The sequence below is a fragment of the Xanthomonas sp. WHRI 7065 genome (assembly GCF_040203115.2).
Lineage (GTDB): Bacteria > Pseudomonadota > Gammaproteobacteria > Xanthomonadales > Xanthomonadaceae > Xanthomonas > Xanthomonas arboricola.
The window spans coordinates 383,343-396,683 of the sequence record NZ_CP168194.1 but is presented as its reverse complement, the minus strand read 5'-3'; the positions used below and the strand labels follow the sequence as shown (position 1 = coordinate 396,683).

9 protein-coding genes are annotated in these 13,341 nt (G+C 67.0%); 7 read left to right on the top strand and 2 right to left on the bottom strand.

What is annotated here, in order from left to right:
* Positions 1-70: 70 nt before the first annotated feature.
* The 7 genes from ABQY64_RS01670 to gvpU all read left to right on the top strand — a co-directional run bounded on the left by ABQY64_RS01670 (position 71) and on the right by gvpU (position 9,275).
* A complete protein-coding gene (locus tag ABQY64_RS01670; RefSeq protein ID WP_184352959.1) occupies positions 71-1,123 on the top strand; it encodes an aromatic ring-hydroxylating dioxygenase subunit alpha in 1,053 nt (350 codons plus the stop codon).
* A 17-nt stretch (positions 1,124-1,140) separates the two neighbouring features.
* Positions 1,141-2,100, top strand: coding sequence for a PDR/VanB family oxidoreductase (locus tag ABQY64_RS01665; RefSeq protein ID WP_349780188.1), 960 nt, complete (start codon positions 1,141-1,143; stop codon positions 2,098-2,100).
* A 513-nt stretch (positions 2,101-2,613) separates the two neighbouring features.
* Positions 2,614-4,185: an adenosine deaminase gene (locus ABQY64_RS01660; protein ID WP_349780187.1), complete on the top strand. Its 1,572-nt coding sequence runs from the start codon at positions 2,614-2,616 to the stop codon at positions 4,183-4,185.
* Between the two features lie 86 nt (positions 4,186-4,271).
* The gene (locus tag ABQY64_RS01655; protein WP_349780186.1) at positions 4,272-5,453 is read left to right on the top strand and encodes a nucleoside hydrolase; all 1,182 of its coding nucleotides are present in this window, start codon (positions 4,272-4,274) and stop codon (positions 5,451-5,453) included.
* 4 nt (positions 5,454-5,457) lie between these two features.
* Positions 5,458-6,918 carry an AtzE family amidohydrolase gene (locus ABQY64_RS01650; RefSeq protein WP_349780185.1) on the top strand — a complete coding sequence of 487 codons (1,461 nt, stop codon included), beginning with the start codon at positions 5,458-5,460 and terminating at the stop codon, positions 6,916-6,918.
* Positions 6,918-8,498: a gamma-glutamyltransferase family protein gene (locus ABQY64_RS01645; RefSeq protein WP_349780184.1), complete on the top strand. Its 1,581-nt coding sequence runs from the start codon at positions 6,918-6,920 to the stop codon at positions 8,496-8,498. The genes ABQY64_RS01650 and ABQY64_RS01645 overlap by 1 nt, the downstream gene beginning before the upstream one ends.
* Positions 8,499-8,819: 321 nt before the next feature.
* Entirely contained in the window at positions 8,820-9,275 is a 456-nt protein-coding gene (gvpU, locus tag ABQY64_RS01640; RefSeq protein WP_039528928.1) for a gas vesicle accessory protein GvpU, read from the top strand.
* 303 nt (positions 9,276-9,578) lie between these two features.
* Here the strand turns inward: gvpU and ABQY64_RS01635 are convergent, their stop codons facing one another.
* The gene (locus ABQY64_RS01635; protein ID WP_349780183.1) at positions 9,579-12,083 is read right to left on the bottom strand and encodes a prolyl oligopeptidase family serine peptidase; all 2,505 of its coding nucleotides are present in this window, start codon (positions 12,081-12,083) and stop codon (positions 9,579-9,581) included.
* A gap of 117 nt (positions 12,084-12,200) precedes the next feature.
* Positions 12,201-13,259, bottom strand: a complete 1,059-nt coding sequence (locus ABQY64_RS01630; RefSeq protein WP_349780182.1) for an alpha/beta hydrolase — start codon at positions 13,257-13,259, stop codon at positions 12,201-12,203.
* Positions 13,260-13,341: the final 82 nt, after the last annotated feature.

The following is a 13,341-nucleotide window of genomic DNA, read 5'->3' as shown; positions in this document are numbered from 1 at the left end:
TTGATAACACACCCCCAGCTTCCTAGAGTCAATCCGGCACCGCTCCCGCCCTACGCCAGAGACTGGACCCATGGATGTCGCCGTCCCCGCCCTGCCACTGCACTGCACCTTCGAGGCCGCCGACTGGCAGCGCCTGGCCCAGCACTGGCACGCGGTGGCGCTGAGCAGCGAGGTCGGGCAGGCGCCGTTCAAGGCCACCCTGCTGGACGAGCCGCTGGTGCTGTACCGGCTGGGCGACGAATTGGTGGCCGCGCGCGATGTCTGCCCGCACCGCGGTGTGCCGCTGAGCATGGGCACCGCCGATGGCGGCGGCGTGGTCTGCGCCTACCACGGGCTGCGCTTCGGCTCGGGCGGGCGCTGCAACCACATCCCCGCCAGTCCCAGCCAGAACATCCCGGCCAAGATGCGCCTGCACACCTACGCGGTGGCCGAGCGCTACGGGTTGATCTGGGTGTGCCTGGCCAAACCGGCCGGCGTCAGCGCGGCCGAGGTGCAGATTCCGCCGATGCCCGGCTGGGACGAGGATGGCTTCCAGCAGATCGTCTGCCCGGCCTTCGACATCGGCGGCAGTGCCGCGCGCCAGCTGGAGGGCTTCATCGACGTGGCGCATTTCGCCTTCGTGCACACCGCCACCTTTGCCCAGCCGGACAAGCGCGAGGTGCCGGCCTACACCACCACCGAGACGCCAACCGGCTTCAATGCCGACTACCTGAGCTCGGTGGCCAACTATTCGGTGGACATGCCGCTGCCGGACGTGGACCCGGATTTCCAGTGGCTGCGCCATTTCGAGGTGCATCTGCCGTTCACCGCCACCCTCACCATCCACTTCCCGGTGCCGGGCAAACGGCTGGTGATCATGAACGCGGCCAGCCCGGTGTCCAAGCACAAGACGCGCCTGCTGGTGCCGATCGCGCGCAACTTCGACACCCATCTGCCGGTGGAGGACGTGCACGCCTTCAACCTGCGCGTGTTCGAGGAAGACCGCGCCATGGTCGAGGCGCAGCGCCCCGAATACCTGCCGCTGGACCCGCTGCTGGAAGTGCATATCCCGGCCGACCGCAGCTCCATCGCCTACCGCCGTGGCCTGCGCAGCCAGGGCTATAGCGATTTCTTCCTGCGCTGACCGCCAAGGAGCACGCCATGCAGTTGCACGAGGTCCGCGTCGCCGAGGTCTTCGACCAGGGCCATCGCCAACGCGCGATCCGGCTGGAGCCGGTCGGCGCGGAATTGCCGGCCTTCGAGGCCGGCGCACATGTGGACCTGCATCTGCCCGACGGCATGATCCGCCAGTACTCGATCGCCAGCGCACCGCATCTGCGCGACCACTACCTGCTGTGCGTGAAGCTGGCCGACGCCTCGCGCGGCGGCTCGCGGCATCTGTGCGAACAGCTGAGCACCGGCGACCGCCTGCGCATCTCCACACCGCGCAACCTGTTTCCGCTGCATCCGGGCGAGCGCCACGTGCTGCTGGCCGCCGGCATCGGCATCACCCCGCTGCTGTCGATGGCCGAAGCGCTGGAAGCGCGCGGCGAACCCTTCGTGCTGCACTACTACGCCCGCCGGCACGCCGACGTGGCGTTCGGGCAGCGGCTGCAGCGGGGCTTCGCGCATGGCCAGGTGCAGGTGCATCTGAGCGATGGCGGCGAGAGCCCGCGCGTGCATGTGCCCGAGGAATTGGGCCAGGCGCGTGCGCGCGACCAGTTGTACCTGTGCGGGCCGGCCGCCTTCATGGACCACTTCACGCTGCTTGCCAGGGCGCACGGCTGGACGACGGAGCAGCTGCACCGCGAACACTTCGCCGCCACCGAGCCCGGCATCGCCCACGATGCCGACAGCGCCTTCGAAGTGGAGCTGGCCGCCAGCGGCCGCGTGGTGCAGGTGCCGGCCGACTGCAGCATCGCCAGTGCCTTGCTGGACGCCGGCATCGAGGTGCCGCTGTCCTGCGAGCAGGGCATGTGCGGCGCCTGCCTGACCGGCGTCCTGGCGGGCACCCCCGATCACCGCGACAGTGTGCTCAGCGATAGCGAACACGCACAGAACCGGCAGATCACGCTGTGCTGCTCGCGTAGTCGCTCGCCGCGGCTGGTGCTGGATCTTTGAGGCGGCCTGTGCGCGGCAGATGCCTGTGCAGCGCTGCTGCGAGTGCGGCTATTCACCCATGCCGATGCTCCTGCCGATGCGATCGCTAGGCACCGCAGATGACGATGCGTTGTGCCGCCGATCGTCATGACCTGCACGCAGCCGCAGCACATCACCCGTACATCGCGTGCCCGCTGCCGGAAACGGCCTGGTCGCTGCAGCGCGCTTGCCTGCGCTGCGCTGATGTGCCGCGTCAGGCCTGGTGTGCCGATGTGCAGGAAGCTGCGGGAGGATCGCGAGCGACAAAGAAAACCAGGTGCAGCGCTTGTCGATCCGCAGGCATTGATGGTGGCGCGTTGCCTCATGTAGCACTAAGCCGCCTTGCAACCTCGTCCAGGCGTCCGCCCACCAACACGACTTTCAGCACCAGCAAAAAAACCACTCCAGTGCTGGCCGTCCACCACGCATGCAAGGCATGCTTCGCATCTACCGGCGTGATTGCGCCATTGCCGTTCTTTTCGAGCTTTCCATCGCATGTCCATCGTTCATCGCAGTCTGATTGTGGCGCTATGCCTGCTGTTGCCCACCGCCGCCCAGGCACGCAGCCAAGCCACCCCTGCACAACAACGCGAGCAGCAGGTGGCGCAGCTGTTGCGTAGCGCCGTCGATCAGCCTGCGCAGCTGCGTGCCTGGCTGCAGGCGATGCCCAAGGGCGGCGACCTGCATAACCATCTGTCCGGCTCGGTGTATGCCGAGGACTACCTGCAGTGGGCCAGCGAGGATGGCGCCTGCGTGCAGCTAAACGACCTGAGCCTGCGCGCGCCGCCATGTGGCAACGGCCAGGAGCCGGCACGCGGCCTGGCAACGCGCAATGCCGCGCTGTATGGCCGGGTGGTGGATGCCTTGTCGATGCGCAAGTTCCTGCCCAGCCCGTCGCAACCCACCGGACACGGTCAGTTCTTCGGCACCTTCGGCAAGTTCGACGCGGTGGTGCGCACGCGCGTTGCCGACACCGTGGCCGCGGTGCTGGAGCAGGCCGCACGCGACCGTGTGCCCTATGTGGAAATCATCGCCAATCCGCCGCAGATGGATCAGGCCGCAAAACAGATGCAGTCCTTGCCCTGGAAGGGCGACGACGACGCAGCCAACCTGCGCGCCTTGCAGGATGCCTTGCCGCCGCTAGTACAGGACGCACAACGCGCGCTTGCCGACACCGATGCCCAGGTGCGCCGCGTGCTGCACTGCGACCAGCCCGATGCACGTCCCGGCTGCCAGGTCACCTACCGCTACGTGCCTTACGTGCTGCGCGTGTTGCCGCAGCCGATGGTGTTCGGGCAGATGGCGCTGGCGCATGCGCTGATCGCCGCCGGCGGCAGCCGCGCGGTGGCGTTGAACATCGTCGCGCCCGAAGACAATCCGGTGGCGCTGGCCGATTACGCGCGGCACATGGCGATGTTCCGCTTCTTCGCCGCGCGCTACCCCGACGTGCCGCTGTCCCTGCACGCCGGCGAGCTGGCCCTGGGCCTGGTGCCGCCGGCGCAACTGCGCTCGCATATCCGCCAGGCGGTGGATGCCGGTGCGCGCCGCATCGGTCATGGCGTGGACCTGCCTTATGAAGACGACGCCGACGGCCTGCTGCAGCGCATGCGCCGCCAGCAGGTCGCGGTGGAGATCAACCTCACCAGCAACGATGTGATCCTTGGCGTCAAAGGCGCGGCACATCCGCTGGCGATGTATCTGCGCGCCGGTGTGCCGGTGGTGCTGTCCACCGACGATGCCGGCGTCTCCCGCGCGGACATGACCCACGAATATCAACGCGCGATGCAGGAACAAGGCATCGATTACCCCACCCTCAAGCAGCTCGCCCGCAATGGCCTCACCTATAGCTTCCTTCCCGGCACCAGCCTGTGGGATGCCGACGGTAACGCTGCGCAGGCCTGCGCCACCGCGTTGCAGCGCGAAACCGATGATGCTGCCTGTCGCGCATTCCGCCAGGGCAGCGAGAAGGCCCGGCTGCAATGGCAGCTGGAAACCGACCTGGCCCAGTACGAGCGCACGCTGCTGCAGGTAGGAGCGCGCCAGAGCGCGAACAGGCTTTACCGGTAACCCGCCGTCGCGCGCAGGAACGCTCCCACAAACGCCCTCGATCCATCGCCGTTGCAATGCATTCAACCTTCCACGACAAAAGCGCAATGACCGACCCGCACGCCACCACATCCAGACGCCGCGTCATTCTCGAAGACGACATCGACGGCTTCACACCCGCGCAGCTGCTGCTGTTGCAGTCGCCCGAGGTCGAGGTGCTGGGCATCAGCGCGGTCAGCGGCAACATCTGGCGCGACGAAGTGCTGGCGCATAGCTGCCGCCTGCTGGAATTGGCCGGTCACCCCGACATCCCGGTGCTGCCCGGCCCGGTGCATCCGCTGCTCAACAGCGAACTGGCCACCGAGCGCTGGGAAGCGCTCTACGGCAAGCTGGTCTGGAAAGGTGCCTGGACCAGGCACTGGGTGGATGGCGACACCGTGCAAAGCGCGCCGCGTTATCACGCCCACGACGTGGTGCCCGACCTGCCGTTGGGCAATCCCAGCGTGGTGCGCGCGTCCGACGAGCCGGCCGCGTTGTTCATGCTGCGCATGGTGCGCCAGTATCCGGGCGAGGTGAGCATCATTGCCACCGGCCCGTTGACCAATCTGGCGCTTGCGCAATCGCTGGATCCGGCCTTCGCCACGCTGGCGCGCGAGCTGGTCTACATGGGCGGCAGCCTCAACCCACGGCAGCAACGCAACAGCATCAGCGCGCAGCAGTTCGCACGCGAGTTCGTCAACTCGCCACGCCGCGAATTCAATATCCGCTGGGATCCGGAAGCGGCCAGCATCGTCATGCGCGCCCCCTGGCGCAGGATCACCATGGTGCCGGTGGACCCATCGACCGCGACCGAACTCACGCCCGACCTGCTGGCGCGCATGAGCGCGGCCGACACCCGCATCGGCCATGCCTTGCGCCGCCGCGAACCGGGTTTTCCGATGTGGGACGAGCTGGCCACCGCGGTATGGCTGCGGCCCGAACTGGCAACACGGACCGAGACGCTCTACGTCGACACCAACACCGCCTTCGATGCCGGCTACGGCGACATCCTGTCGTGGGCACCCGGCTATCAACCGGGTCTGGGCGAGCAGGCACAGACGGTGGTGCACGCGGTGGATATCGAGGCGTTCGAACAGCTGCTGGTAGACCATCTCACCGCGCCGCAACCACCAGCAGTCGGCTCGCCGCTCCCCCCTCTCCCCTCGGGAGAAGCTACCCGAGGCGCGGATGAGGCTGCGGCATCCCAATCCCGACTCCCAACGAGCGAATCCCCGCTCCCAATCAGGTGACCCCATGCAACTCCCAGCGCAGTGGCAGGCCGGCATCGATCGCAATACCGAGGTCCTGCGTGGCCACGCGCAGCTGCTCGCCAGCTTCAACGCGCCGCGCCCCGCAGCGCCGGACACCACCACGCCGCGCGGGCTGATCGGCTCCATCGTCAGCACCACCCGCAGCCAGCCCAGCCTGGCCGCACGCCTTGCCACCCAGACGCTCACGCGCATCAACCAGGCCAACGACAGCCTGCGCGCGATCACCCGCCTGCTGCCCGCACGCGCCGCCGCCGATGCCGCGCGCGTGCAGGCCGCGCTGGCCGGCGGTAGCGACGGCGGTGCGTTGGCCGGCGTGCCGTTCGTGGTCAAGGATCTGTTCGACGTCGCCGGCCAGGTCACCACCGCTGGCGCGGTCATGCGCGCGCAGTGCGCGCCCGCCAGCCGCGATGCGGCCGTGGTGCAACGGCTGAGCGACGCCGGCGCGGTGCTGGTCGGCACCGCCAACATGGACGAATTCGCCTACGGCTTCGCCACCGTCAACGCGCACTACGGCACCACCGCCAACCCGCACGATCACCGTCATCTGGCCGGTGGCTCGTCGGGCGGCTCGGCCGCCGCGGTGGCCGCCGGGCTGGTGCCGTTCGCGCTGGGCTCGGACACCAACGGCTCCATCCGCGTCCCGGCCGCGCTGTGCGGCGTATACGGCCTGCGCCCCACGCACGGCGCGTTGCCGCTGGATGGCGTGTTCGGCTTCGTCGATGCGCTGGACGTGGTCGGCCCGTTCGCCAGCTCCATCGCCGACCTGCGCCGCGTCCATGAAGTCATGCTCGGTCAGCCGCTGGCGTCGTGCAATGCCGGCAGCCTGCGCATCGCCCGCCTGGGCGGCTGGTTCCAGCGCAACCTGGATCCCGAGCTGGATGCCGGCCTCGGCACGTTGCTGACCGCCTGCAACAGCAGCACCCTCATCGAATTACCCGAAGCAGAACGCGCCCGCGCCGCCGCCTTCGTGCTCACCGCCGCCGAGGGCGGCCACCGCCATCGCGCCGACCTGAGCACGCAGGCCGAGCAGTTCGACCCGGCCACCCGCGACCGCCTGCTCGCCGGCCTGCAACTGCCCGCCAGCGCGGTGGCCGATGCGCACCGCTTCGCGCAGTGGTTTGGCGCCGCCATGCAGCGCCTCTGGGACGAGGTGGATGTGTTGATCGCGCCGGCCACACCCTGCGTGGCACCACGCATCGACCAGGACACCATCCAGATCGACGGCCTGCCGGTGTCCGCACGCGCCAACCTGGGGATCTTCACCCAGCCGCTCGGCCTGGCCGCCTGCCCGGTGCTGGCCGCGCCGTTGCCGCGCCCCGGTCGCCTGCCGTTGGGCGTGCAGCTGATTGCCGCACCCGGCCGCGAAGACCGCCTGTTCGCGCTCGCCGCGCAACTCGAACGCGACGGCCTGCTCGCCTTCAGCCCACCGGCGGAGACGCGCTGATGCTGCACACCTTGCGCGCACGCCGCGGCATGGTCGTGGCCCCTCACCATCTGGCCGCACAGGCCGGGCGCGATGTGCTGCGCGACGGCGGCAATGCCATTGAAGCCGTCGTCGCCACCGCCGCCTGCCTGGCCGTGGTCTACCCCCACATGACCGGTATCGGGGGCGACGGCTTCTGGCTGATCCACGACCCCGACGGCCGCGTGCACGCCATCGACGCCTGCGGCCGTGCCGCACAGGCTGCGACACTGGAGTTCTATCGCGGCCACAGCAGCATTCCGTGGCGCGGCCCGGGCGCGGCCAATACCGTCGCCGGCACCGTCGCCGGCTGGGCGCTTGCCCTGCAGCACGCAGGCGGCAGCCTGTCGCTGCAGCGCCTGTTGCAGGACGCCATCCACCACGCCAGCGCCGGCGTTCCGGTGACGTTGGGCGGCGCGCACATCGCCACCAGCAAGGGTGCCGATGTGCGCGTGCAACCCGGTGCCTACGCGGACATCTTCGAACCCCACGGCACGCCGCTGCACGAAGGCGCACTGCTGCATCAAACGCAGCTCGCACACACCCTGCAACGGCTGGCCGACCAGGGCCTGGACAGTTTCTATCGCGGCGCACTGGCCGACGATATCGCCGCCGACCTGCAGGCGCTCGGCAGCCCGCTGCGCGCGCACGATCTTGCTAGCCACCACGCCGACGCCAGCGTACCGCTCTCGGTCACCATCCACGGTGCACGCCTCTACAACCACGCACCGCCCACGCAAGGCCTGGCCTCGCTGCTGATCCTTGCCCTGTTCGATCGCCTGCAGGTCGCACAGCCCGACAGCTATGCGCACCTCCACGGCCTGGTCGAAGCCAGCAAACAGGCCTTCCTGATCCGCGACGCACACCTCGGCGATCCCGACTGGATGACGCTGGACGCACAGGCGCTGCTCGATGACAGTGGCGCACTCGATGCGCTCGCCGCACGCATCGACATGCGCAGCGCGCTGCCCTGGCCGCAGCCCTCGCAGGCCGGCGACACCGTCTGGTTCGGCGCCATCGACGCGCACGGCCGCGCGGTCAGCTGCATCCAGTCCACCTATTTCGAATTCGGCTCCGGCCTGGTGCTGCCGCGCACCGGCATCACCTGGCAAAACCGTGGCTGCAGTTTCCGCCTTGCCCCCGACGGCTGGAACGCACTCGCCCCGGGCCGCAAACCCTTCCACACCCTCAACCCGGCGCTGGCCACCTTCGACGATGGCCGCGTCATGGCCTACGGCACCATGGGTGGCGAAGGCCAGCCACAGACCCAGGCGGCGATCTTCTCCCGCTACGCGCGTTTCGGCGTGCCGCTGCAACAGGCCATCACCGCACCACGCTGGCTGCTTGGCCGCACCTGGGGCGAAGAGAGCACATCACTCAAGCTGGAAGACCGTTTTGATCCGGCACTGGTGCAGGCACTGCGCGATGCCGGGCATGCGGTGGACCTGTTGCCCGCCTACAGCTCGGTGGTGGGACACGCAGGCGCGCTGGTGCGCGAGGCCGATGGCGTGATCAGCGGGGCAAGCGATCCGCGATCCGATGGTGCGGTGGCTGGGTGGTGATGGTTGGGGCGTGGTGATGCTTGCTGCGCCTGCGTGGTGACGGATGGACATCGCCGGCAACCAATCAAGCGATCAGGTCAGAGCGTCCGCTTGCACTCCAGCACCGGCTAGCACTTAGGACCGAGACTCCAGCCAGTTGCAGGCCAACAAGGGAAACATGTCATAGACTCTGGGCATGCTCTCCAAGGCGACGTTAGCGGACCCAACCGCTCCATTCATTGGATAGGACCACTTGCTTTCTTGGGCATGCATGGCGATGGGTAGCTACTTCGCCGCGCTTATTTCGACAGACGCATCAACCCTTCCACCAAGGAGAGCCACATGACAGAGCAAGAAGACAACCAACCCAGCCTGGAAGACGTCAAGCTGGCGTTCGACGGCCAGAGCCTGGACTGGTATCTGCAAAAGCTGGTCGCAACCGTCAACAGCTCGAACGTGCAGTTCGGCATCACGCTGTTTGTCGAAGGCATCATCGTGTCCGGCCAGCTGGTCAGCGGCAAGCAGTACTTCGAGGCGTTTGCGCAGGAATTCTCTGCCGCCTATCCCGGCGACGCCGAGGAAAAAGAGGATATCCGTCGTGCGTTTGCCAGCCACGCGAGCATCTACGACACCGAGGAAGATGCGCAAAGCAGCCGGCCGCCGCAGTTCATTCACCTGATCGACTCGCGTTGCTTCTCGCCCGGCGGCCAGCCCCTGCCCAGCAACCGTGGCGTGCTCTGGCGCGGCAAGGTCAATGCCGTGTCCGGCTTCACCCTGGGATCGCTGTCGGCGGATTGAGCCTGACAAGTTCCGCGTTGGTGTGAGGTGCTCGACATCTCACATCGGGTCAACGCGCTAGCGCAGCTGCGTCGTTGGAACATTGCCTCCGATAGCACGACGGGCAATTCTAACGGGCAGAGTAATGCCGATATGGTGCGTAGGTTGACGTAAAGCGTGCACCGCAATGTGGCGGCCACTGCAGCCACCTGCCAAGCGCGGCCGGAGCGCGTTTTACCAAGCATCATCTGCTTGCAAAGAACACTCCAACCCCAAGCTGATGCCAATGCCAGCGTGAACTAACACGCTGCATTGGCACACCACTTACTGCTTTGGCTTGCTGCCCGCATCGCGCGGCGGCGCGTTTTCCACGTAGCGGTCGAACCAGTCCAGCATCTCGGCCACCACGTCTTCATTGGATTCGAGCGCGGTATACCAATGCGGTTCGAACGGCAGCAGCACCAGCCGCGCAGTGCCGCCGTTGCCGCGGATCGCCTGGAACAACCGCGGTGCCTGTGTGGTTTCGGTACCGGGGTTGGCGTCGTCCATGCCATGCACGATCAACAACGGTTCGTTGATCTTGTCGGCGTGGAAGAACGCGGACGCCTGTGCGTAGACCTCCGGTGCGGCCCAGAACGAGCGGCGCTCGTTCTGGAATCCGAACGGCGTCAGCGTCTTGTTGTAGCTGCCGCTGGTGGCAGCGCCGGCGCGGAACAGATCGGTCTGTGCGAGCAGGTTGGCCGTCATCAACGCGCCATGGCTATGCCCGGTGACACCGATCCGCTGGCGATCCACCACGCCCAGTTCCACCGCCTTGTCCACCGCAGCGGTGGCGTCATCCACCAGTTGCTGCAGGTAGGTGTCGTAAGCGGTCTTGGGGTCGCCCACGATCGGGAAGGCAGCATTGTCGATGATCGCGTAACCGACCAGCAACAGCAGTTGGTAGGAGCGCAGGCGGGTGAAGTCGCGCTCGCTGGCGCGACTGACCTGACCGGCCTTGGAGGGATCGGCATAGTCCAGCGGATAGGCGTTCAGGATCGCCGGTACGCGCGTGCCTTCGGTGTAGCCGGGCGGCGTGTACAGGGTGAACGATAGCTCCACGCCGTCCTTGCGCTTGTAGGTCACCAGGCGCTTCTTGATCTGCCGCACCAGCGGGGTCGGATCCGGAAAATGCGTGACCGGCGTGGCGGTGGAGGCAAGGATCGCCTCACCCGTCGCCGCCGTCGGCAGCGGTTGGCCCAGCGTGCGCAGGTATAAATTGGGCGGGTCGGTCAGCGACTGGTGCCAGGTCAGCAGGCGCGTGGCATCGTCGCCGGCAAAACCGAAAAACAGCTCGTCTACGTTGGCATCGCTGCGGAACAGCCGCTGGCTCTTGCCGGTGGCCAGCGTATAGCGATCCAGAAACGGCCGATCGCCTGCCGGCGAGCTGCCCCGCCCGCTCAGGAACACCGCACCCTGTTCTTCGCGCAACACGGACTGGCCGTTGGCCAGCATACGCAGCTGCGGCACGCCGGAATAGGCGTACAGGTCGTCGGTGGACAGATCGAACAACACCCGTCCGGCAGTGCCGGGGCGGTCGACATCCAACAAGGTGGTGCGACGCCAGTGGCGGTTTTCGTCGTACTCGTCCAGCAGCGCCCGACCGCCTGCGGCAAACCACGACAAGCCGGCATAACGCCGCTGCACGCGGGTGACGTCACGCGGCTTGGCGGTGAACGGTGCCGCCAGCGACATCAACTTGTCGCGCGCGGGCACATCGGTTTTCCAGTCGCCGCCATCCAGCGCCTCGGCCCAGACCAGCGTGGCCGGTTGGTTGGCACGCCAGGAATAGGCACGTGGACCGACAGGCACACCTTGCACTGGCACCCGGTCGGCAACCGGCAGATCGGCCAGCACGCGCTCGCTGCCGTTGGCCAGATCCAGCACCGCCACGTCGTGGGCGAAACGGGTATAGGTGGTGACGTAGGAATACGGCTGCTTCAACCGCTCCACCAGCACGTGGCGACCATCGGGCGCACCATCCACAACGCTATAGACCGCAGGCGAACCGAGCTTGCGCTGACTGCCGGTGGCCGCATCCACCGTGAGCAGCTGTGAGGTGGCGTAGTAGCTAAACAGGGCCTCGTCTTCAGGGCTGGAAAGCGTGTCGCGCGCCTCGTAGGTGCTGCTTTCGCCCTTGCCCTGAATGGTTTCCTTGACCTCGGGGCCGGGCGGCACCGCAGCCTTGCGCGGGGCGGCACCCAGGTCTTGCGGCACCGTCTTCAGCAGCAGCGTGTCGCTGCCGCCCAGCCACTGGATCTCGCCGCCCAGCACCGGGTTGAGTTGCACACCCTCGACCTTGCGCACGGTGCCGGTGGCCACCTCGCCCACCCATAGCTCGACGCGGTCGGCGGCAGTGTTGTTGAACGCAAAGCGGCGCCCGTCCGGCGACCACACCGGCGACGCGGGACAGGCGCCCGCCGGCAAACGCACGGCGGTCTGCTTGCCGCTTGCAATATCCACCAGGCTGAAGCCTTGCAGACAGGAACGAATGCCATAGCCATTGGACATGTCGTGGCGGCTATGCGTACGCGGCTCCACACGCACGCCGGCCAGCTTCAGATACGGCTCGGCCACGCGCGCGATCGGCGGGTACTGCGTGCGCTGCACCAGCAACAAGGTCTTGCCGGTTGGGTCCAACCGCGGCGACGGATTGAGCGGCGCGCGTAACACGCTCAACAATGGTTCCGGTGGCTGCCGGTAACCGCCATCGGGCGTGCCGGCCATGGCAGACACCGGCAAAAGGCTGGCAAGCACCAGCAGTCCGCTCCATCGGTACGCGGTCAGCATCTCGGCATTTCTCTGGGGGAATGACCGCGGCAACCTAGCACGTTCATGCACTCCCACTCCCGCGCTCGCACGCAACCCTGTCGCCGCGCCCGCAGTGTGGCCGTATAGATGCGCGAGTTACGCCGCTGGCTTGAGCGTACGCGACAGAAAGTCGCGGATGTACTGTGCAATCTCGACCGCATGCGTTTCCAGCGCGAAGTGTCCGGCATCCAGCAGATGCACTTCGGCGTTCGGCAGGTCCTTGCGATAGGCCTGCGCACCCGGCGGGATGAAGGCGGGATCATGCCTGCCCCACACCGCCAGTAGTGGCGGCTGATGGGTGCGGAAATACGCGTGGAAGCTGGGATAGGCTGCCACATTGCTGCGGTAGTCGAGAATCAGATCCAGCTGGATCTCTTCGGCATCCGGGCGGGCCATGTACGCGATGTCCAGGGTGTAGCCATCGGGCGACAGCCTGCTTGGGTCGGCACCGGTCGCGTACTGCCAGTCGCGAATGGTCTGCGGCGACAGCGAGTCACGGCAGGCGTCGCGGTTGACTGCAGTCGGCTCACGCCAGTACGCCTGCCACGGACCCCACTGGTCGCTGAAACCCTCCAGATAGGCGTTGCCGTTCTGGCTGATGATGGCGCTCACCTTGTGCGGGTTTGCCGCAGCCAGGCGAAAGCCCACCGGCGCGCCGTAATCGAACACGTACACGCTGTAGCTGGCCAGTCCCAATGCCTCGGTGAAGCCTTCGACGACTTTGTACAGATTGTCGAACGTGTAATCGAACTGCCCGCGCGGTGGCGCCTTGGTGTTGCCGAAGCCGGGCAGATCAGGCGCGATCAGGCGGTACTGGCTTGCCAGCAGCGGCATCAGATCGCGGAACATATGGCTGGCACTGGGGAAGCCGTGCAGCAGCAACAGCACCGGCGCATCCTTGCGCCCGGCCTGGCGATAGAACACCTCGATATCGCCGACCTGTTGCGTGTGGAAGCTGACGCGGAATGCTTCATCGTTCGGCATGGTGTCCTCTTTGAGTGCAATCGTGGTGCTGGAAAGGTCGGCAGCGTCGAGCGCACCGGCGCCCAGTGCGAATGCGGTGCCTATGCACGACGCCCGCAGCAGGTTGCGACGACCGATATCTGTGCTGGCGCGAGCGATGTTGTCCGCGATGGGCGCATCGGAATGCTCCATGGAAATTCCAGATCGACGAAGTGGCGGCCATGCTAGGTGCGCAGGCAGATGCCGGGAACCACCAGGGAGGTCAATTCACCAT

What these genes read in the sequence shown, in the direction of transcription:
- ABQY64_RS01665 (WP_349780188.1), top strand. Translation starts at nt 1,141, where the DNA reads ATGCAGTTGCACGAGGTCCGCGTCGCCGAGGTCTTCGACCAGGGCCAT.
- ABQY64_RS01635 (WP_349780183.1), bottom strand. Translation starts at nt 12,083, where the DNA reads ATGCTGACCGCGTACCGATGGAGCGGACTGCTGGTGCTTGCCAGCCTT.
- gvpU (WP_039528928.1), top strand. Translation starts at nt 8,820, where the DNA reads ATGACAGAGCAAGAAGACAACCAACCCAGCCTGGAAGACGTCAAGCTG.
- ABQY64_RS01670 (WP_184352959.1), top strand. Translation starts at nt 71, where the DNA reads ATGGATGTCGCCGTCCCCGCCCTGCCACTGCACTGCACCTTCGAGGCC.
- ABQY64_RS01655 (WP_349780186.1), top strand. Translation starts at nt 4,272, where the DNA reads ATGACCGACCCGCACGCCACCACATCCAGACGCCGCGTCATTCTCGAA.
- ABQY64_RS01645 (WP_349780184.1), top strand. Translation starts at nt 6,918, where the DNA reads ATGCTGCACACCTTGCGCGCACGCCGCGGCATGGTCGTGGCCCCTCAC.
- ABQY64_RS01630 (WP_349780182.1), bottom strand. Translation starts at nt 13,259, where the DNA reads ATGGAGCATTCCGATGCGCCCATCGCGGACAACATCGCTCGCGCCAGC.
- ABQY64_RS01660 (WP_349780187.1), top strand. Translation starts at nt 2,614, where the DNA reads ATGTCCATCGTTCATCGCAGTCTGATTGTGGCGCTATGCCTGCTGTTG.
- ABQY64_RS01650 (WP_349780185.1), top strand. Translation starts at nt 5,458, where the DNA reads ATGCAACTCCCAGCGCAGTGGCAGGCCGGCATCGATCGCAATACCGAG.